The organism is Elusimicrobium simillimum, from assembly GCF_049639735.1.
Taxonomy (GTDB): Bacteria; Elusimicrobiota; Elusimicrobia; order Elusimicrobiales; family Elusimicrobiaceae; genus Elusimicrobium; species Elusimicrobium simillimum.
In genome coordinates this window covers 1,227,505-1,249,057 of sequence record NZ_JBEVVA010000003.1, presented here as the reverse complement: position 1 = coordinate 1,249,057, position 21,553 = coordinate 1,227,505, and the positions used below count along the sequence as shown (strand labels likewise).

Sequence of the window (21,553 nt, the reverse complement as noted above, 5' to 3'; positions counted from 1 at the left end):
GCATGAGAATAAAAAATATAGTTTTTGACGTAGGCAATGTGTTTGTAACGTGGGACCCGTACGCTGTATTTCTCAAATACTTTAAAAATAAAGAAGAGATAGACGCGTTTTTTAAAGAAATAAATTTTGAAAAAATGATTCTTGACATGGACAAAGGCGTAACATTCGCCGAGTGCATAGGCGAAGCTGTTGAAAAATTCCCCCAGTACCAAACGCCGCTGCGCGCCTATGACCGTGAGTGGATAGACTCTATCACCGGCGAAGTAGCGGGGACGTATGATATGATGACGGCGCTTGAAGCGGCGGGCTATCAAATATACGGCCTGTCCAACTTTGCCAGAGAAAAATTTGACGTTTGCGCGGCCCAATACCCCTTTGCCAACCACTTTAAAGGGTTGGTGGTATCATCGGACGTAGGTGAAATAAAGCCTGATGAAAAGATTTATAAAATACTTATAGAAAAATATAATATTAAACCCGAAGAATCCGTATTTTTAGATGACCGCGCCGATAATATAGAAACCGCCAAAAAACTGGGTTTTAAAACAGTTCTGTTTACCACGGCCGAGGCGGCGGAAAAAGAACTAAAAAATATGGATGTTATAAAATAAAAAATCCCGCTCAATTGAGCGGGATTTTTTATACTTATTTTAAACTTTTCTTCTTACCGATACCACTCTGCCAAGAACAACCACATCTTTAAGCGGTACGCTTTTTTCAAAGTTGGCTATTTCCATTTTCATTTTACCGTAGTATGGGGCGCACCTGTATATGTAAAGCTCGCCCTCCATCTGCACCAGAAAATATCTGTTTTCGTAAGCTTTTTCTACTTTGCTTACGGCCTGTATTTCCAAAATGTCAGACGCCTCAAAATCAGGCAGTACAGAGTTGTCTCTTATTTCTACGCTGAATTTATGCGGTGCGTTTACATTGTGCGGCAGCGGCACGTTTTCGGTATCTAAAAATATTACTTCGCCTTTTTTAAGCAGCGCTGTTTGCGGATATTCCTGCAACGCGGGCGGGTACGGGCTGCCGGAGTCACGAATCTCATTTAAGTTTTTAAACCTGTTTAGCGGAAACACGTCGTCAAAATCTTCGTAAAAATATTTGTAATCTTTACCAAGGGCTTTGGCCAGTTCCTCTAAATTTTTTGTAGAGGGGTTAAACCTGCCTATCTCCCAACGCGCTATGGCGGCCCTGTCTTGGCCTATAATATCGGCCAGTTGCTGTTGCGTAAGGTTAAGTTCCTTTCTGGCTTTAAGAATTTTTTTACCTATATTCATTTTATTACCCACCGTTTAGGCGGCAGAAATCACATATTGACAAAGTGTTATGCTTGTGTTACACTTATATCATATTAGTGCAATGAAGCAGCGCTATCTCATCCAATAAGCTGTTTCTCTGCCGCACTGATGTAAAAGTAGCAGGAGGTTTGTAAGCGGGCAAAAATTTTTGCCTGCCATTCCTTACCCCCCAAACCGTATAGTGCCATCCACCACGATAATCGCTATACGGTTTTATTATAGCAAATCTTAGGGTTTATATAAGGTGAACAGGAGTTTGGGTGTTGAAAAGCAAAAAATATTTACCGCCGCCCGTTACGGAAGGCGTCTGTTATAAGGTGTGGCATAAAAGGGTTTCCCGTGTAACTTCTACGCGTGATATGTTAAGACAACTTGAAATATGTGACTGTAACGTGGGGGAATTTTTTATTAAAACCGCGGCAAAATATTTAAAAAATAAAAAATATTTTTAAAGATATTGTAATATAATTAGTGCATTTTAATTTTATTTAATTATAAAAAATATGAGTTACCGTCATAACTTTAAATATAGCGCGCAAGGGTTTATAATTTCAGCGTTAATACTGTGCAGTACATTTGTATACGGGGTTTGCGTAGAGCAAACGCCCGGCAATTTTGTTTGTGACGGCGCGGGTAGCGCCGGCCCGTTAAGCGGGGCAACGCTTGATAAAAACTTAAGCGGGCAGCTTGAGCTTAACGGCAGTAATAGCTTTGATACAGAAGTTAATATAAACGGCGGTACTTTGTATTTAGACGGCGCCGCCGCTCTTGGCGGTGCATTTATTTTAAATGTGGAAAGCGGCGCAGAGTTTAAGGCCGACGGTGAGCACAGCCTGTCTAATGATGTCAACACAGACGGCGGTACCTTTACTGTTGAAAGCGGCACTCTTACTTTGGGCGGCGTAATAGGCGGCGACGGCGATTTTATTAAAGACGGAGCGGGTATATTGCACGTTACCGGCCGCTTTGAAAACGCTGGCACAGTTACCGTAAACGCCGGCACTCTGCAGGGCGACAGTGAATCTTTTACCAAAAACATAATCAACAATGCCAACGTCACCTTTATGCAGGAATCTGACGGTACTTTTTTAGCCGCTATATACGGCGGCGGCAATGTGGATAAAAAGGGCGCGGGTACGCTTACCTTGGCGGGGCAGCAGTATTTTACAGGCAATTTTAATTTGCTTGAGGGCGCTATAAAGGGCACGTCCGTCAGTATAAATAAAGACATCATTACATCTCTTAATACCGCTGTTATATTTGACCAGCGTAATGGCGCGGGGGAATACGGTAACATAATTTCCGGCGGCGGGGCGCTTGTTAAAGAGGGGCTGGACAGTCTTAAACTTACGGGTGTTAACACTTACTCGGGCGGCACATATATACGCGACGCGGCGGGTATTATTATAAACTCAGACGCCGCGCTTGGCGCGGCAGGCTCAAATATTTTTTTAGAAAGCGGGGCTTTGTCACTGGAAGATAACAGCGCAACTTCCGCCAGAGATTTTATTTTAAGCACGGTGAGTAACGCGCCCAATTATATAAATGTCGCTGATAATTTGACCTATACAATAAACGGCGTTATAAGCGGAACATCTTTTGTTAAAAAGGGGCTTGGCACGCTTATTTTGGGCGGTGTTAACACGCACAGCGGCGGCACGCAAGTGGCGGAGGGCACGCTTAGTGTTTCTTCACAAAATTCTCTTGGCGGCGGCCTGTTGGCGGTGACGGATGATGGTGTTTTTAATCCGCTTAATTCAATGGCGCTGGATTTAAATGTTTACGTACGTGATAACGGCGCTTTTGATATTAACTCAGGCGATACTCTAACCGTTAACGGCATAGTGGCGGGTGAGGGGGCGGTGATAAAGACGGGCCAGGGCACGCTGGTTTTAACAGAAACAAATTTATATGAAAACGGCGTAGATGTACGCGCGGGCACGCTGGAGGGGAATACGAGTTCTATTGTAGGCGACGCAATTTTAAGCGGCGGCGCGTTAACCTTCGCTCAGGATTTTGATGGCGTTTACAGCGGTGATATTACGGGTGCTGCGGGCACTGTTATTAATAAAACAGGCGTTGGCCTTGTGGAGTTTACGGGGACAAATAATTTTGATGTTTTTAATATTTTGGCGGGCAACGCGCTGGGCGCAAACTTAAACGGCAATATTAATGTGGGCGGCGGCGCCGCGCTTATGCTGGCCGGGGACAGCGGCGGTACGGTAAACAACAGCGGCAAATTATATTTTGATTTAACGTCTGACATTAACTACACGGGCTCCATAAACGCCGCAAGCGGTAGTACTATTGTGCTGGAGGCGGCACAGGGGGCGCAAGGTAAAGTTTTAATTAAAGACGACGGCAGCACTACGCAGGGCAATTTAAATTTAGCCGCGGGCTCAACCTTAGAAATTATAACCGCGGATACCTTTCTTACCGGGGAGCGGCTGGAGCTTATATCATATGAGGGCGCTCTTACCGGCGTGTTTGACGGTGTAACGGTAGCCGGCGGCGCCAGGGTTAACGCCGCGCTTGACTACAGCATGCCCGGCAGCGTGCATGTGCTGCTTTCAAGAATGCTGTCTGACTACAGTTCTGTAAGCGGGCTTAAGCGTAACCAGCGTGCGCTTGCGCACGCAATAGATAGCGGGTCAGCAGTGCCGAATGCGGACTTTGATTTGGTTTTAAACACGTTAGACGCGCTGCCGTCAGCCGCGCGTAGCGCGGCCCTCACCCGGCTTGGCGGCTTTATCTACGCCAATATCCCGGGTATAAACTCTTTTAACATGCTAAAGGAAAACGTCTATCAGCGTTTTGAGGGGGTAAAAGATAGTGAGCAAACCTCCCGCGGCATATGGGCGCAGGCCACTGGCACTTACCGTGATACTAAAGCAAATGATTATTCTGAAGAACTTTACAATTTTTCAGGCGGTTTTGCCCTGGGGTTAGACAAATATTACGCCGATAATTTTAAAGCGGGTCTTGCCGCCTCTTACACCCGCCATGACCTTAAACATAACAAGACAGAAAATTTAGACGGCGACGAATACCAGCTTGGCGTTTACGCGCTTGCCGCTCTTGGCGCGGCGGATATAAAGACAATGCTTTCCACAGGTTACAGAACAAGCATGGTTAAACGTAATATAAACTTTTTGGGCAGAACGGCCCGCGCGAGGGCAAGGTCATTTAACATAAATTTAGACACGCGGGCCTCTGTAAAAATATTAGAACTAAACGGCTTTGAGCTGCGCCCGTTTGCCGCCGTAACAGGTACGTTTGAATCCAGAAACTCCTTTGAAGAGGAGGGGGCAAACAGCGCGAATATCAAATTTAACGGTGACAATATTTTTTATGCCGCCGCCCGCGCGGGCGCGGGTGTGCAAAAAAATGCCCGCACTTACTCTTATTACGCGGATTTTAATATTTCCCAAAACATAAATAACCCGGACATGAAGTTAAGCATATATTCACAAGATTTTACGGTAAAACCCGCCGAGGAAAAGTTGTCTTACGGCGTTAAAGTGGGCGGTGTTAAAAAGTTTAATGACTACGCGCATTTATACGCGGGCGCGGGGCGGACATAAACAGCGTATACAAAAACTTATTTTTTAATATAGGCGTACGTTCTTATTGGTAATTACATGAAAAGATTATTAACACTTTTAACTTTTATATTTTGCGCGGCCATGGTTATGGCTGCGCCGCCGTCGGATTTGGGTTCCCGTTTACAGCGCCGCTTAGAGCAAGACAGCGCTGATATGTTTAGAGAGCGCGAAATGCAGCGCAGCGAACGCTCTTTAAACGCCACGCAAAATATTCAGCCTGAACAAGCGGCTTTAAATGAGGAAGACGGCGGCGCCTGCCTGGACATTAGCGAGGTAGCCCTAACAGGCGTAACTAAATTAAACATAAAAAAAGTGGAAAGCTTTTTGCCGGACCCGGCGTCCTGCATTACCAAAACCGTTTTACAAAACACACAAATTAATATACAAAACGCCTACACCGCCAAGGGCTACATCGGCGCGAGGGTGTATTTTGATTTTACGTCAATCGCCGCTAAAAAATTGGTAATTGTAGCGGCTGAGGGTACGCTGGAGGATATAGTTTTGCTTAACCCGGCGGGCAATCCGCGCAGCGGTTTCGGCGCGAAGTTAGAGGAAGCTACCGCTTTCCCTTTCACCACAGGCCGCCCTCTTCAGTTGCGTGATATTGAACAAGGCCTTGAGCAAATTAATAAACTCAGCTCCAACAACGCAACTATGGAAATGCGCCCCGGCAAAACAGAAGGCGGCAGCATAGTAGTGGTAAAAGATAATACCGGCCCCCGTCACACGCTTGGCGTTTCATATGACAACAGCGGCAGTGAGTCCACGGGTAAATACCGCATGGGCGCCAGCCTGTCGCGCGACAATTTACTGCGCCTTAACGAAAATATTTACCTTAACGCCAACTCAACGGTTTGGAATGACGACGGCAAACGCTATTCCCGCGCGTTAGCGGCCAGCGTAAGCGTACCGTTTGGTTATTGGAGTATTAACAATAATTTCAGTTACTCAAAATATCTTACTACTACGGAAGGCGCGGTGACTTCGTTTGAGTCAGAGGGTACGTCGGCCAGTAACGCTTTTGGCGTGGAACGTGTAGTTTTACGAGGACAGAACTATAAGGCCGCGCTTGGTGCGCAGCTTAGCGTAAAGCAAAACAAAAATTATATAGAGGGCGTTTATCTTGGCACCTCCAGCCGTACGCTTGCCATAGGCAGTCTGTATATGACAGGGACTTATTATTCGGGAATAGGCTCATTTTTCTCAAAGTTATCGGTTAACAGAGGGCTGGACATTTTTGGCGTAAAAAAAGATGATGATAAATCAAACGGCGTGCCCCGTGCGCAGTTTACCGATATTTCTTTATACGCTAATTACTCCAAAGGTTTTGGCATATTTAACTACACCGCCAGTGTTGACAGTCAGTACAGTTTTGACGACCTTTACTCGTCAGAGCAAATGATAATAGGCGGCGAATCCTCCGTGCGCGGCTTTAAGGAAAACAACGGCTACGGTGAGCACGGCGTAGTTGTACGCCAGGACGTGCGCGTGCCGCTCAGTGCTCTTACAGGCCACGGCCAAAACCAGTATTTAAACAATTTTATAGATGACATTTTTTTAAGCGTATTCGCTGATTACGGCTACGTAAAGCCCAAAACCTACGGCCCAAGCACAAGTTTGGCGGGCGCGGGCGCAAAAATGGCGTATTACGGCAAATACCTTAACGGCGGGGTAACATACGCCCGCGCCGTTCACCGCCCCAGCCATATTGAGAGTGAGGGCAACGTTTTTTATTTTAACATCGCGCTTAATATATTGTTTTAGAGAGAGAAAATATGAACATAACTAAAAAAATATTGGCAGTAATTTTATCTTTACTTTTAAACGCGGGGCCGCTGTGCGCGCAGCTTGTGTTGCCGGACGGCAGTACGGTGATGTCTTTTAACAAAAGCTCGGCTAATGACACACCTGTCATTAATATTGCCGCGCCTAATAGTAAAGGGTTGTCCCATAATAAATTTAAAGAGTATAACGTTGACCAGCGTAACCTTATTTTAAATAACTCTAAGGCGGACGCGGCGTCTAAAATAGGCGGCGACGTGCTGGGCAACCCCAACCTGGTAAAAGCGGGTAAAGAAGCGCAGATAATTTTGAATGAAGTCACGGGTGCGAACAAAACCAACCTTAACGGTTATACCGAGGTTCTGGGGGCCCCGGCGGAGCTTATTATAGCTAACCCCAACGGCATAAGCGTGGCCGGGGCCGGGTTTATTAATACGCCTATGGTAAGTTTGGTTACGGGCAACTCTATTTTAAATAAAGGCAATTTGGCAGGGTTTAATATGAGTCAGATGGGCCGCATAGATATTAGTGGGCTGGCCACGCAAAACCACGCTAATTTGGGCTTGGAGGCCGACGGAGTGCCGCTGTACTTGGCTTCACGCTATATTAACACGGCGGGTGATGTTTATGCTTCTTCAATAAACCTGCTTGCGGGTAATGATAAATTTGATTATGTTACAAAAGAAATTTCTTCCACCGCTTCCGCCGACCCAAAAGAATTTGCCGTAGACGCCGGCAACCTTGGCGGTATGTATGCGGGCAGGATAAATATTGTAGGAACGGAAGACGGGTTTGGCGTGCGTACACACAGCAAACTGGTGTCTGACCTTGGCGATATTAATATAAACTCCGCAGGCGGGGTAGAGTTTAGCGGCGTAAGTTCTGGCACGGCGTTTAACGTGGCGGCTAAAGGTGACGTGCTTGGCAGCGCAAGCGGTGCGGCGGGCAACGTAACCATAAGCGGCGCGAGCTTGGAGTTAGACGGGCTTGAGGGCGCAGGTGACATTAATTTAACCGCGCTTGAAAATATTTCCGCGCAAAACATTTACGCAGGGCAAAATGTAAACGTTAACGCAAGCGGCGGCGTAAACGGGGCTTTTTACGCCAAGACAGACATCAACTTATCCGCCGCCGCCCTAGCTGTTGACACACTGCAAGCCGGGCGTGACATAACCTTAAATTCCGCCGCTATAACGCATACAGGCACAGCGGCAGCGGGGCGCGATATTAATATAACGGCGGGTAATTTAGACGTGCAGTCAGGCGCGTTAAAAGCGCAAAACGCGCTTAACGCAACTGCCGACACTCTTACAAATTCAGGCGAGTTGGCGGGCGCGGCTGTTGATATTAACGGCGGTGTGATTAGCAACAACGGCAATATTTTATCTTCAGGCGGCTTGAGTTTGGCTGGCGGCAGTATAAACAACAGCGGCAAAATGTACGGCGGGGAAGCCCTTTCCTTGCAGGGCGGCGATATTGTTAATGAGGGGGAAATATCCTCACTTGGTAATGTTGTAATAAATGCTGGCACGCTGGATAACCACGCTCTTATACTTTCCAACAGTGATTTAACCGTGACAGGCGGCACAATTAATAATTTTGCTGACGGTGAAATAAGCGCGTTTGGCAACCTTTTACTAAAACCCGTTACACTTAATAACAGCGGGCTTATGCTGGCAAATGATTCACTTTTTATAGAGGGTGGCGATATTAATAATAACGAGGGCGGCTCAATATTTGGCAATAATTTGCTGAGCATAAAGACAGACGGCGGCATAACCAACACACTAGGCAGTATCTACGGCATGAACGGTATTTTGATAGCGGGCCTAAGCAACGCCCGCAGCGGCGATTTAAACAACATCGGCGGCCTGATAGAAAGCAGAGGCAGCATAAATATATCAGCGGATAATATAAATAATGTAAGTATAGATAACTGCGACCCGGCGACTGAAGTTTGTTACGTAAAAGATGGGCGTGGTATCGATGATAGTTTGGTAGTAGACGGCAAATGGCACCGTATGAAACGTGAATATATTGATACTTATGATACCAGCGGCTGGTATGCTTTACACCAAGGCAAAATACTTGCGGGTAAAGATATTTTTATAAATACTGGCGATTTGCTAAACCAAAGCAGTGTGTTAAGCGCTGGGGAAAAGCTAAATATAAGTGCGGTTAATTTGTTTAATAAACGGTCGTCATTTGTTACTACAGCGCTAAGAGATGTTTTGGAAGTTGTATGGGATTGGGGGTGGGCTTTTAAAAAAGAAGGAGGTATTTCTAAAAAAAGTCCAGTAGATGCATATGAAGCTAAATATGGCCCAACGCCAGTAATTGAAATGTTAGATCTTTTTGCATTTGTTTTAGCAGAACTTGCAGAAGGAAGAACTTTTCATAATAGTGATATTAAAGGTCGCGTTGCAGAAGCTGAAGTAACAATATTCTCCAGTGGCGTGGCCGTTCTCTCAGGCGCGGAAGTTAATATTAACGCGGAAAACACAGTGTTAAACGATGATTTTTCAGAAGAAGGCCTAAACCTGCCGCCTATGTACGTACCCCAACTTTCCGACGTTAACCAGGCTTTAAAGGACGGCATAGGCGCGCCGGAAGGGTTAGACTTTACCTACAACGGCCTATTTAAAGAATCCGCCCCGGGCGGCGACTACCTTTACACAAGCACCAACAGGTTTATTAACCCGGAGGACTACGTGGGCGCAAACTATTTGCTAGATAAAATTATGCAAATCATCGCCGCCAACCCGCCCGCCGTCACGCCAGAGCCGCAACCGGAACCTGAAGTCCCCGGCTTTAACCCCGTTACAGATATCCACCACACAACTGTGGACAAAACCGCCAGTAAATTACTTGGCGACAGCTTTTTTGAGCAAAACCTTATTATGGACGCAATCTTGCGCCTGACAGGGACACGTTACCTGTACGACGGTGTCTCCAGCGTTAATGACCAAATGAGCCGCCTTTATGACAACGCGCTGGGCGCGTACCTTGACCACGGCCTTACAATCGGCCAACCGCTGAGCGAGGCGCAGCAGGCCGCGCTTACAGACAATATTATTTGGTATGTTGAGCAGGTGGTTAACGGGCAAACTGTGCTTGTGCCTACGCTTTATTTAGCCGCCGGTACGGCGGCAAACCTGCTGGCTGGCAGTGACAGTACCATAAAAGGCGACAGCATAAATATTAACGCAGGCACCATTATAAACAGCGGCCTTATAACGGGCACAGATATTGTGATGACTGCGGACGGCGATATTAAAAATATCAGCGGCCTTATAACCGCGGAAAACTCCACAGGTATCACAGCCGGCGGCAGTATTATTAATGAAACCAAAAAGAACACGCTCAGCCGCGACGCCGGCGGCGTTAAAACGCAGTATGATTACCTTGGCCCCACGGCGGGCATAACCAGCGGCGGCACACTTAATTTAAGCGCCGGGCAGGACATTATAAATACATCAGCCTATATCGGTGCGGAGGGGGATATTGGCCTAAACGCCGGGGGTGATATTACCGTTGGGGCGCACGCGCTAACCGAGGGTATTTGGAAAAAGAATTACGAAAAGTCGTCCGAGACGCATATAGGCAGCCTTATAGAGGGCGGCAGCGATATTAATATAACGGCTGGCAACGCGTTTACGCTTGCGGGCAGTACGTTGGCGGCGGATAATAATATTACCGTGGACGCGGAAGATATTAATATAGTTAGCAACGTTGACTCTACGCATTATTATAAATACGAAAAAACCAAAAAAAGTTTTGGCCGCAGTAAAATAAAAGAGGACAGGTTAGACACCAGCACGCACGTTGGCTCCAACATGCTAGCGGGCGGTGATATGACGTTAAACGCCGCCAATGACATTACCGTTTTGGCCAGCGCATTAGCCACAGGCGCGGGCACCATGACGCTGGACGCGGCCAATAATATCAACATACTTGCGGGCGTAAATGAGGAAGCCAGCCTGACGCGGCGCGAAAAAACGGGCTTTTTGGGCTTGTCAGCCAGCAAAGATATAGTGTATGATAATGTAAAGACACTAGACGCCGCCAGCGCCTTCAGCGGCGACAACATAGTAATGAAAAGCGGCGCCGACACAACAATTTTTGCAAGCGACGTAGGCGCCCAGGGCGACGGACAAATAGAAACCGGCGGCAACTTTAATTTACTGGCGGGCAAAGAGAGCCAGTACCACTACGAATACCACATGAAACGCTCTTTTGACCTTATAGACTCCATTGGTGACATTGCCGGGGACATGCTTAAAGGCAGCGTGCTTACTATGTTTGGCGGGCCTTTGTTGGCGGCGGCATCAGTTTTTGACGAAACCAAGGACAAAGCTAAAGACGCTTACGATACGGGCCGTTATGAAATGTTCAATATGGATTTTGGCAGTCAAAAGGAAAGCACGCACGAATCTTATAGTGAAAACGTAGTCGGCTCCACCTTAACCTTTGGCGGCAAGGCGGACATCAACGCCAAAGGCGACGTAAATATAGGTGCCGGCAGCATTGTGGCGGAGCAGGTGGACATAACCGCCAACGATATTAATATTTTTGATGTACAGGCCAATAGTTACGAAAACCACTCCGAGTCTAAGGCTGAACTAAACTTAAGCGGCGGTGTAAACGTGCCTGGGTACAGCCTGATAAATTCGGTAAAAGACGTGTACAATAAGGGCGATAAAATAGCGGGCAACGTAGATGATATCCACGCCGCCAACTCTGACCCTGCGCAGCAGGATAAAGAGCAGGGGTACATCGGGCTGGGTATTAACGGGTTAGACTTTGCCAACAGCTACGCCGGGTTGGGCAAAAACTTAGCAGAGTTCAACAAGGCAAACGCCGCAGCAGGCGGCGCGGCAAACAACTTGCAAAGCCAGTTATCCGTCTACGGGCGCATAGATATGGACGTGCAGGAGTCGTCCCACAGTTCGTCGTCCAGCGTAAGCGTAGGCAGTATGATAGAGGGGGCGGGCAACATAAATTTAACCTCTGCCAAAGATATAAACCAGGCAGGTAGCGGCGTAGTAAGTTACGGCGGGGACATAGCGTATAACGCAGGCGGCGACGTCAATCTGACAGCCGGGGAAAATTATCACTCAGGCAGTTCTAGTAATGCCAACTACCACGCTTCAATACAGGGCAACATCAACCCGCTGTTACCGCAGGACTGGAGCGTAGAGGCAGCGTACAGCCAACAGCGTGACACGTCGGACAACAGCACGCACAGTTACACCAACAGCGGCGTATACGCGGGCGAGGGCAACGTAAGCATAAACACGGGTGACTTGTTGGTAAAAGGCGGCAACATTTACGGCGAAACAGTAGACATCACCGCCGAAAACGTAACAATAGAAAGCCTGCAAAACACAGGCTACAACGCCGAGAGGAGCGAGGGCTTTGACTTAAGCGCAAGCGTAGGCAGCACAGGCATAGGCGTGGGCGGCAGCTACAACTACAGCAAGACAGACGCAAGCAGCCGTTGGGTAGACGAACAGAGCAGCATCTTAAGTGCAGAGGACATGGCGGTAAACGTGGCAAACAACACACAACTCACAGGCGGCATACTGGGCAGTGAGAGCGGTGATATGCAGCTAAACACCGGCAGCCTGGCGTACGCCAATATCTATGACGACAGCGTAAGCGACAGTTTGGGCTACGGCTTCGGCTTTAACGCGGGCGCTAAGACGCCCGGCGAAATCCACCCGGACAGCGTAACGGGCAGCATAAAGCTCTCCGGAGAAGAAAAACAACAAGTAACCAAAGCCACAATAGGCGATGGCGAAATCACAATCAACAGCGAAGCCGCCCAAGAAGAAGCCCTAGAGGGCCTAAACCGTGACTTAGACAACACACAAGCAATCACCAAAGACGTAATAACAGGCGGCCTAGATGCAGAGATAACAATAGACAAGGAATGGATAACCGACTTCAAAGGCCAACTGGACAACATAGAAGCAGTAGGAACAGAAAGCTATAAAGTTGTCAAAGACTTTGCTGTAGCAACAGCGGAAGTTATATCAAAAGGCTATGAAAAATTAACCTCTAATGAAAAGGATTCTCTTGATAAGTTAAAAAACGGTGAAGCTGTAAATCCGCAAGACGTAGAAAATGCATTAAATAAAATGGATGACAATGAAAAGTTTGCTTTTGCAGCAGACATGGCTGCCGAGCAAGTGGCGGATGATATATTTAACAGTTTGCTTGGAGATAACAATGACTTGTCTTTAATGTTTGCAGATGGGAATAATTCTGAGGCCGAAGTAGAAAAAATAAGAAAAGAACAAGAGCAAATATTTAACGATGCCTATAAGGAATATTTAAAAGCAAATCCTAACACAAGCAAAACTGACTTTTTTAATATGCAGCTGGAGACATTTGGGAACGACGCTATAAGAATAAATGAAGTTTTGGATAGAGACGCTGTTATATCACAAATGTTGAAAAACTCTGATAATTTAAGTATAGCAGATAAAAATAAGTTGTTAGCGGAAAAACGCGCTCTTGCTGTGGAATATAACAACTTGTTACCAAGTGTGCTTGAACTTCAAAAATATATGGGCGTGATGCCTGGCCTTAGAGATGATTTTTCAAGTGAAGCTATTAAAGCTTTTTCTGGAATGGGGCAAAATCAAAAATATTTAACTGCTATGTTACAATGGTCGTCTTATAATTCTGCGGGTAAGGTTATATCGCTTGCAGAAATAAATAAAATAATTGATGATAAAACTTTTATAAGTAAAGATGATCAAGGTAAACTAAAAGGTGCGATTATGGGTTTTGACAGTGTTACGGGTGGTATACTCGTAGATCAAAAAACATTATCAGACTCAAGTTTTGACAAAGCAGTAGAGGCTCTTATACATGAGAAATTGCATAAAATGTTGTTGGAATGGGTTAGTAGACCGGACATTCAACAGGGGCACGAAAATGACAACAGTTTTAAGGTGTTACAGGCAAGCCTTGAAGCCGGAAGATTAGATAAAGTAAGAGATGGGGTATACAAATATCTTGCTGCTGAGCATATGGTTAGAACAGCTACAGAAAAAGTTAAATCAAATCTAACTGTAACAAAGCCTAAGAAATAAGGGAGGTGTTATGAAAAAAATAATTTTTATTTTATTAATTTTTCCTTTGCTTATATCTTGTAATACTTCTAATAGAAAGGAAATAAAAAAAGAAGTTTATTTGTTATTGCTTAAAGTTCAAAATAGAAATAATAGATTCTTGAGTATAAGCGGCGAAAAACTGTATTACCAATTTAGTATAAATTATGCGGGACATTTGATTCTTACTAAAGATAATGAAATTATTTTTAAAGGACCAGATAAGAAAGAAATTAATAGGATTATTGAGAAACAAATAGATAATGAAGTTGGAGAGCTTGTAGAAGTAAAAAATTTAACTAAAAAAGAATTAGAAATTTATTCTAGTAGACATAAAGATTTGCTTTGTTATGATCCACCGCTTGAGGGAAATTGTATTTATAATGAACCTTACAAACCTGGTACAGAAAAATTTGCGGATCACGTGTGGAATCAAATAGTTGTTAAAGGTCCATTTGGTGGTTTTTGGGAATACATTGAAATCGACCCAAAAATCGGTAGAAAACTAGCAAAAAAAGGTGTTGCCGAAATAGACCCTGCCGACTATAAAAAACTATACAAATATATTAAATGGAAACCTGAAGACAGTGTATATTATGTAGATCAAAACGCCACAGAATGCCTATACAAAAAAGGCACAAGAATGAGACGCTTGCCGGGAGCAAATATAAGTGAACTCCAATGGGGCGACCCATATCCCGTGGAAATTGAACAAAAAGAAGCTCCGCCATGTAATTTTAAATAAAAGTTATAAAAACGCAGTATGATTACCTTGGCCCCACGGCGGGTATAACCAGCGGCGGCACGCTTAATCTAAGCGCCGGGCAAGATATTGTCAACACGTCGGCATACATAGGTGCGGATGGGGATATCAGCCTAAACGCCGGGGGCGACATTACCGTGGGCGCACATGCGCTTACCGAGGGTATTTGGAAAAAGAATTACGAAAAATCGTCGGAAACGCACATAGGCAGCTTGATTGAGGGAGGCAGCGATATTAATATAGCTGCAGGTAACGCCTTCACGCTTGCGGGCAGCACACTGGCGGCGGATAATAATATTACCGTTGACGCTAACGATATAAACATACTTAGCAACGTTGACTCTACACATTATTATAAATACGAGAAAACCAAAAAAAGTTTTGGCCGCAGCAAAATAAAAGAGGACAGGTTAGACACCAGCACGCATGTGGGCTCCAACATGCTAGCGGGCGGGGATATGACGTTAAACGCCGCCAATGACATTACCGTTTTGGCCAGCGCCTTAGCCACAGGTACAGGCACCATGACGCTGGACGCCGCCAACAACATCAACATACTTGCGGGGGTAAATGAGGAGGCCAGCCTTACCCGCCGCGAGAAGACGGGCTTTTTGGGCTTGTCAGCAAGCAAAGATATAGTGTATGATAATGTAAAGACACTAGAAGCCGCCAGCGCGTTCAGCGGCGACAACATAGTAATGAAGAGCGGCGCCGACACAACAATTTTTGCAAGCGACGTAGGCGCCCAAGGCGACGGAAATATAGAGACAGGCGGTAATTTTAACCTACTTGCCGGCAAAGAGAGCGAGTACCACTACGAATACCACATGAAAAGAAGTTTCGATTTGGTGGACACGTTGGTGGACGTATACAAAGAAGTAAACTCTTTAACAAATGTAATAGACAAGGCCAAAGACGCTGCGGACAGCGGCCGTTATGAAGTGTTTAACGTAAGTCTGGGTAAAGAAACCGAAGACACTCTTGAAAGTTATAACGAAACCGCGCGTGCCGCCACATTAAATTTTGGCGGTAATTTGGATATTAACGCCGCAGGCGACGCAACAATAAAAGGCAGTGAAATTTTAGTTGAAGGCGCCACAAATATAGAGGCGGAAAACATCAACATCCTGGCGCAGGAGTTAGAGTCCTGGAATAAAGAAACACATACACAAAAGGACCTTTCCATAAGCGCGGGCATAAGCAACTCTTATGTAAACACAGGTTTAGCGGCAAAAGAAGTTTACGACGCGGGCAAAGCGGTGGAAGACGCGCGGGAAGCGTTAGAAAAAGCGAAAGAAAACCCGCGTATAACAGATTACAGCGACTATGAAACCAACCTTGCCATAGCCACCGCTAACCTGGCCATTACGGTAAAAGCCGGCTATAACGCGGCCAAAGACATGGTAGGCAGCGCGGTAAACAGCCTGGGCACGGGTATGCAAGCGGACGTAGGGTTGGAAGCGTCGGTATCCACGCAAAAAAGCGAGGCCACGGCGGAGTCAAACTACGGCAGCACGATATACGGCGTGGGCGACATAAACTTAACATCACGCGCTGACATATCGCAAAAAGGCAGCGCGGTAATAGGCGAAAATGACGTCACATACAACGCAGGTAAAGATATAACAATAGAAGCCAGCGCGGACACATACAACGAGCGCGGCAGCCACGAGAGCTACACAGCGGGGGTAGGCATGAACACAGGCGGGGGCATCAGCCTAAATTACGGCCAACAAAAAGGCAATAATACGTCCACAAGCGTAACGTATAACAACAGCACAACGTTAGCGGGCGGCACGCTGGAACTGACCAGCGGGGGTGACACCACGTTAAGCGGCGCCAACGCGCACGGCGCGGACGTTGTTGTAAACACCGGCGGCACACTCACTGTTGAATCCCTCCAGGACGAACATCACTCCAACAACAGCAGCACAGGCTTTAACGCAGGCATAAGCTTCACCGGCGCCAGCGAGAAACAAGTGCCCACAAGTAAAACAGGCGAGACCGTCACCCAACACACCAAAGCCGGTCAAACCATAAGCGGCGGTTACAACCAAAGCAGCGGCTACCAAGACAGCGCGTGGGTAAACAACCAAACGGGCATCACCGGCAGCCAAAGCGTAGAAGTAACAGCCGACGCCATCAACATAGTAGGCGGATTGGACGCAAAAATATAATACCTGAAAAATAAGATAAAATTATCTTATGAAAAAATCTTATTGGTTTATGTTTTATAACGGGAGTGTCGCGCTGGTTAAGCGCGGCGGCGGGTATTATGTGCCGCTGGCGTCACGCGCCCCGCTTACGCCGCCCAAGTCCTCTATCGTTATAAGCACAGGCCAGCTTAATGGGGTAGACTGCAAGGCTTTTGCGTTTTCCTCCCAGCCACATCCCAAGCCCACTCTTCCGCGCGGCTATGAACTGGTGGATTTACGCGCCTCGCACCAACTACTTACAGCAAAAGAATTTTGGGCCGCCGGCAAAGCTTTTCAATTCACCCACTGGGATACCAACAGCCGCTACTGCCCCGCCTGCGGCGTGGCCACCACACGCGTAAGCGTTAACGCAAAACAATGCCCCACATGCAAACAGGAAATTTACCCCCGCATTAACCCTGTTGTAATGGTGCTTGTGCGCAAAGGCAGCCGCATACTTATGGTAAGGGGCAAAAATTTTAGAAGGAAGTTTTACGGCCTTGTAGCCGGTTTTGTAGAAGCGGGGGAAACCTTAGAAGAGTGCGCTCACCGTGAGGTAATGGAGGAAACTAATATAAAAATAAAAAACTTACGCTACATTACCAGCCAGCCGTGGCCGTTCCCCAGCAACTTAATAATAGGTTTTTTTGCCGACTACGCGGGCGGCAAATTACGCGTGGATACTAATGAGCTTGAGACGGCGGACTTTTTTGATATCAACAACCTGCCGCCGTTGCCTTCCAAAATCAGCCTGGCGCGTAAATTGGTGCAAACTTGGCTAAAAGAACAAAAAGAGTTATAATAAATTATACGCTTATCTGACTAACAGAGTAACCTTACTTGATTGAATTTCTAAACATCGGATAGTTGCCATATTTATATGTGGCGGCTTTTTTTTGCGGGAAAATACAAGGAGGTTTACTTTGTGAACAATAGACTTTTAAACATCTCAATACTTTCAATATCCATGATTACAGTTATGGCCAGCGCGGCAATATCGCCGGCTTTAGCCAATATCGCCGCCGCTTTTCCAGACGCAAGCATAAACACAATAAAAACAGTTTTAACACTGCCGTCGCTTTTTATAATCCCCTTTAGCCTGATATCAGGTATGCTTGTGGCCAGGTACGGTAACAAAAAAGTACTTTATACCGGAATAATTATCTATATCATTGGCGGCGTGGGGCCGGTGATGGCAAACACGCTTGGGCAGCTTTTGTTTTACCGCGCGGTGCTTGGCTGCGGCTGCGGGCTGATAGTGCCGGTATCGCAAAGTTTAATAGCTTTAAATTATACAGGCGAGACGCGCGCCAGGATGACCGGCTACAGCGCCGCCGCCTCTTATCTTATGGGGGTGATAGCGTCGTTTACTGTCGCGCCTGTGTCTGGTATTAACTGGCATTACGGCTTTTTTATTTATTTGATAGCTGTAGTTGTTTTGGTTTTAAATATAATAGCACTACCATCTGACGCGCCCTTGCAAAATACAGCTAAGCATAAAGCTAAAATTTCTAAACCCGTTTGGTTTTTAATAGCGGGCATGTTCTTGCTCAATGTGGCTTTTTATGCGGTGCCGGCCAACGTAGCTTTATTTATGCGTGAGAGGGGGATAGGCGGCGCGGGCAGTGCGGGTTACGTAATATCGGCGTTTATGTTGGCTGGGTTGGCTGGCGGGCTTAGTTTGGTTTTTATACGCAAGGTATTTCAAAAATATACGGCAACATTTGGCACGGGCGTTATGGCGGCGGGGTATGCGGTGCTTTCTTTCTCGTCAAATTTAACTATGGTTAGTTGCGGGGCGGCAATGGTGGGGTTTAGTTTTGCTGTTTTATTCCCGTTGATACTCAGCAAAATTAACAATAAATGCGGCAAAACTACAGTTGTGTTCGCGCTGTCCTTGGCGGGGTGCGCACAGTTTTTAGGGCAGTTTACCTCGCCGTATATATTGCATTTACTTAAGAGTGTTTACGGCAAGTATTATTTGCATTATGATTTTATTATTTTATTTTTTGTTTTAAGCGCGGCGTTTATTTTGTTATTTATTTCTAAAAGGAGCAAGAGGTTTTATAAAGCGTTGTACCCCGCGGACCCCGTAGTTATGCAAGATGTATAATAAAAAGCCCCGCCTGGCGGCGGGGCTTAAAAATATTTTTACCAGGCGCCATTTACATGATATTCTACGCCGGACATTTTACACGCATCTTCCGGTTTGTTTGACTCCGGGGCGGAACAGTAAACTTTACTTGTATTGTAGTCAAACCATATTACATAACTTTCATTAACATCACTTTTTATGCGCCTGGCTTCGGGGCCGCCTATTACGGGGCAATTAAATATTTGATAATTAAAATACTTTGAAGTTGCCTCATATTCCACGGCAAGCTGCCTCATGGTTGGGCGCAGGCTGCTGTGCCAGTTGCACGGTACTACATTTGGTTTTAGGCCCTTTTCCATCGCCCATATTTTCATTGCGCGGCCCATGCCGGCCACGGCTATAACAGCCTCAGATGCTCTGGCGCGTTCCACAGATTTTGTGTATTGCGGCAACGCTATACCGGCAAGTATGCCTATGATTAAAACAACTACTAACATTTCTATAAGTGTAAAACCTTTTGTTAAGCTGCGGCATGATTGTAAATTATTCATAAAATCTCCTTTCAGTAAATAGTATACATAAAATAGTACGTATTTTTAATATTGATTTACGTATGATTTTTGCTATACTCAAGGTATGAAGCTGACAACTAAACAAAAAAACGATCTTGTTAAAAAGGCTATAGAAGCAAGGCAGTCTTCTTACTCGCCTTATTCCAAATATCCCGTTGGCGCGGCAATACTGGCCGGCAGCGGCAAAATATATATGGGTACTAATATAGAAAACGCTTCCTACGGTCTTACCGTCTGCGCGGAAAGAACCGCTATATTTAAAGCAATATCAGAAGGCGAGAAAAAAATAAAAGCAATCGCCATATACGCCGGTAAAAAAACAGCCGGGGCGGCAGGTTCGCCTTGCGGCGCGTGCAGGCAGGTAATGGCAGAGTTTTTGGACGCTTCCTCGCCGCTGCTTTTAGTTAAAAAAGATTTAAAAGGCAAGACTGTTGTTACAGAACATACGCTGGAAGATTTTTTCCCATTACCCTTCAGCCCCAAAGACCTTTAAGTTTTACTTCTGCCCAAAACCCCGCTTTTCAGCGGGGTTTTATTTTTCTTGACAGGTTAAATAGTAAATGGTATTGTTTCTATGTGTAGAAACACAGGGAGAATACGCATGACACAAAAAACTAACAAAACACAAATTGGCGCGCTTGAAGATTTTGCCGCGTCTCTTCTAAAACTTAAAACAGAAAAAGAAATTACTACTTTTCTAAAAGAAATTCTTACCCCTAATGAACTTAAAACTCTCTCCCTTCGTTGGCGTCTTTTACAAATGCTTGATGAGGGCTACACTCAAAGAGGTATAGCCAAAGAACTCAGCGTCAGCCTTTGTAAAATTACGCGCGGCGCAAAACTTTTAAACAAACAATCTACAACCAAAAAAATTTTGAAATAAGAGGAACTTTATGATATTAACATTAATAGCGGATAAAGACGGATTTTATGGCTCTTACGGCGGCATTTTTGTGCCCGAACCTTTAAAAAAACCATTGGCGGACGTCGCGGCCTACTTTGCAGACGCCGCCAAATCAAAAGACTTTCAGCAGGAACTTTATTACTACTACAAAAACTATGTCGGCCGCCCTTCGCCTTTGTATTTCGCGCAAAACATATCCGGCCGCGGCGCTAAAATATTTTTAAAAAGAGAAGACCTTAACCACACCGGCGCTCACAAAATAAACCACTGCCTGGGTGAGGTTCTGCTGGCTAAAAAAATGAATAAAAAACGTGTAATAGCCGAAACAGGCGCCGGGCAGCACGGTATAGCGCTTGCAACAGCGGCCGCGCTGTTGGGCATAAAATGCAGTATATACATGGGCGCTAAAGATATAAAAAAGGAATACCCCAACGTGCTTAAAATGAAGCTGCTAGGCGCGGAAGTAGTGTCTGTGGATAAGGGCGGCAAAGGCCTTAAAGACGCCGTAGACGCCGCTTTTGAGGATTATCTGGCAGACCCCAAAAATACGATGTACGCCATAGGCTCGGTTGTTGGGCCGCACCCTTTTCCGTCAATAGTTTCATATTTTCAAAGCGTAGTTGGTACGGAGGCCAGAGAGCAGATTTTGGAACAAACAGGCCGCCTGCCCGACAATGTTGTGGCGTGTGTTGGAGGCGGGTCAAACTCAATAGGAATGTTTTCAGGCTTTTTACAGGATGATAAAGTAAAACTTATCGGCGTGGAACCAGGCGGCATGGGTATAAAAACCGGCAAGCACGCCGCCCCCTTGGCGGCGGGCAAACCGGGCGTATTGCACGGTTTTAACTGCTACTATATACAAGACACCAAAGGCCGCCCCGGCAAAACACATTCTGTTGCCAGCGGGTTGGATTACCCCGGCGTTGGGCCGTTACACTGCCTGCTTAAAGACAGCGGGTTGGCGCAGTATGTTTCTGTTACCGATAGAGAGGCGCTGGACGCGTTTTTTACCCTTTCAAGGCGTGAGGGCATTATACCCGCATTGGAAAGCGCCCACGCAGTTGCCTACGCCATAAAACTGGCTAAAAAACTTACGGCGGATAAAACTATTTTAGTTAATCTGTCTGGCCGCGGCGACAAAGACCTGGACTATGTGCTTAGCAAGTATGGCAAAGAGCACGGTATAAAGATATAATGTCTATATAGCAG

Annotated in this window: 13 protein-coding genes; 11 read left to right on the top strand and 2 right to left on the bottom strand. The window is 46.0% G+C overall.

The features are described from left to right. Positions 1–2 precede the first annotated feature (2 nt). Positions 3–611: an HAD family hydrolase gene (locus AAIR98_RS06545; RefSeq protein ID WP_423971395.1), complete on the top strand. Its 609-nt coding sequence runs from the start codon at positions 3–5 to the stop codon at positions 609–611. Positions 612–650: 39 nt separating this feature from the next. Here the strand turns inward: AAIR98_RS06545 and AAIR98_RS06540 are convergent, their stop codons facing one another. Continuing rightward, complete coding sequence (locus AAIR98_RS06540; protein ID WP_423971394.1) at positions 651–1,283, bottom strand: helix-turn-helix domain-containing protein; 633 nt, start codon at positions 1,281–1,283, stop codon at positions 651–653. A gap of 524 nt (positions 1,284–1,807) precedes the next feature. Between AAIR98_RS06540 and AAIR98_RS06535 the strand changes: the two genes are divergently transcribed. The 7 genes from AAIR98_RS06535 (at position 1,808) to AAIR98_RS06505 (ending at position 18,886) form a co-directional block, all read left to right on the top strand. Further along, positions 1,808–4,888 carry an autotransporter outer membrane beta-barrel domain-containing protein gene (locus tag AAIR98_RS06535; RefSeq protein ID WP_423971393.1) on the top strand — a complete coding sequence of 1,027 codons (3,081 nt, stop codon included), beginning with the start codon at positions 1,808–1,810 and terminating at the stop codon, positions 4,886–4,888. A 57-nt stretch (positions 4,889–4,945) separates the two neighbouring features. Beyond that, a complete protein-coding gene (locus AAIR98_RS06530; protein WP_423971392.1) occupies positions 4,946–6,673 on the top strand; it encodes a ShlB/FhaC/HecB family hemolysin secretion/activation protein in 1,728 nt (575 codons plus the stop codon). 11 nt (positions 6,674–6,684) lie between these two features. Beyond that, positions 6,685–13,797, top strand: coding sequence for a two-partner secretion domain-containing protein (locus tag AAIR98_RS06525; protein ID WP_423971391.1), 7,113 nt, complete (start codon positions 6,685–6,687; stop codon positions 13,795–13,797). A gap of 10 nt (positions 13,798–13,807) precedes the next feature. Next, complete coding sequence (locus tag AAIR98_RS06520; protein ID WP_423971390.1) at positions 13,808–14,560, top strand: hypothetical protein; 753 nt, start codon at positions 13,808–13,810, stop codon at positions 14,558–14,560. A gap of 155 nt (positions 14,561–14,715) precedes the next feature. Next, on the top strand, positions 14,716–16,755 hold the full coding sequence (locus AAIR98_RS06515; protein WP_423971389.1) for a hemagglutinin repeat-containing protein: 2,040 nt from the start codon (positions 14,716–14,718) through the stop codon (positions 16,753–16,755). A gap of 28 nt (positions 16,756–16,783) precedes the next feature. Next, positions 16,784–17,575 carry an NAD(+) diphosphatase gene (nudC, locus tag AAIR98_RS06510; RefSeq protein ID WP_423971388.1) on the top strand — a complete coding sequence of 264 codons (792 nt, stop codon included), beginning with the start codon at positions 16,784–16,786 and terminating at the stop codon, positions 17,573–17,575. Positions 17,576–17,698: 123 nt separating this feature from the next. Beyond that, positions 17,699–18,886, top strand: a complete 1,188-nt coding sequence (locus AAIR98_RS06505) for an MFS transporter (RefSeq protein WP_423971387.1) — start codon at positions 17,699–17,701, stop codon at positions 18,884–18,886. Positions 18,887–18,924: 38 nt separating this feature from the next. Here the strand turns inward: AAIR98_RS06505 and AAIR98_RS06500 are convergent, their stop codons facing one another. Beyond that, the gene (locus AAIR98_RS06500; RefSeq protein ID WP_423971386.1) at positions 18,925–19,419 is read right to left on the bottom strand and encodes a type IV pilin protein; all 495 of its coding nucleotides are present in this window, start codon (positions 19,417–19,419) and stop codon (positions 18,925–18,927) included. A gap of 85 nt (positions 19,420–19,504) precedes the next feature. Here AAIR98_RS06500 and AAIR98_RS06495 point away from each other — a divergent pair, with 85 nt between their 5' ends. From AAIR98_RS06495 to trpB, 3 genes are all read left to right on the top strand, one after another. Then, positions 19,505–19,933, top strand: coding sequence for a cytidine deaminase (locus tag AAIR98_RS06495; RefSeq protein WP_423971385.1), 429 nt, complete (start codon positions 19,505–19,507; stop codon positions 19,931–19,933). Positions 19,934–20,041: 108 nt separating this feature from the next. Then, positions 20,042–20,323: a Trp family transcriptional regulator gene (locus tag AAIR98_RS06490; RefSeq protein WP_423971384.1), complete on the top strand. Its 282-nt coding sequence runs from the start codon at positions 20,042–20,044 to the stop codon at positions 20,321–20,323. A gap of 10 nt (positions 20,324–20,333) precedes the next feature. Beyond that, a complete protein-coding gene (gene trpB / locus AAIR98_RS06485) occupies positions 20,334–21,539 on the top strand; it encodes a tryptophan synthase subunit beta (RefSeq protein ID WP_423971383.1) in 1,206 nt (401 codons plus the stop codon). Positions 21,540–21,553: the final 14 nt, after the last annotated feature.

Bases quoted from the DNA above. Each gene is read 5' to 3' on its own strand.
- AAIR98_RS06545 (WP_423971395.1), top strand. From the start codon at position 3: ATGAGAATAAAAAATATAGTTTTTGACGTAGGCAATGTGTTTGTAACG.
- trpB (WP_423971383.1), top strand. From the start codon at position 20,334: ATGATATTAACATTAATAGCGGATAAAGACGGATTTTATGGCTCTTAC.
- AAIR98_RS06525 (WP_423971391.1), top strand. From the start codon at position 6,685: ATGAACATAACTAAAAAAATATTGGCAGTAATTTTATCTTTACTTTTA.
- AAIR98_RS06500 (WP_423971386.1), bottom strand. From the start codon at position 19,419: ATGAATAATTTACAATCATGCCGCAGCTTAACAAAAGGTTTTACACTT.
- AAIR98_RS06495 (WP_423971385.1), top strand. From the start codon at position 19,505: ATGAAGCTGACAACTAAACAAAAAAACGATCTTGTTAAAAAGGCTATA.
- AAIR98_RS06535 (WP_423971393.1), top strand. From the start codon at position 1,808: ATGAGTTACCGTCATAACTTTAAATATAGCGCGCAAGGGTTTATAATT.
- AAIR98_RS06490 (WP_423971384.1), top strand. From the start codon at position 20,042: ATGACACAAAAAACTAACAAAACACAAATTGGCGCGCTTGAAGATTTT.
- nudC (WP_423971388.1), top strand. From the start codon at position 16,784: ATGAAAAAATCTTATTGGTTTATGTTTTATAACGGGAGTGTCGCGCTG.
- AAIR98_RS06520 (WP_423971390.1), top strand. From the start codon at position 13,808: ATGAAAAAAATAATTTTTATTTTATTAATTTTTCCTTTGCTTATATCT.
- AAIR98_RS06530 (WP_423971392.1), top strand. From the start codon at position 4,946: ATGAAAAGATTATTAACACTTTTAACTTTTATATTTTGCGCGGCCATG.
- AAIR98_RS06540 (WP_423971394.1), bottom strand. From the start codon at position 1,283: ATGAATATAGGTAAAAAAATTCTTAAAGCCAGAAAGGAACTTAACCTT.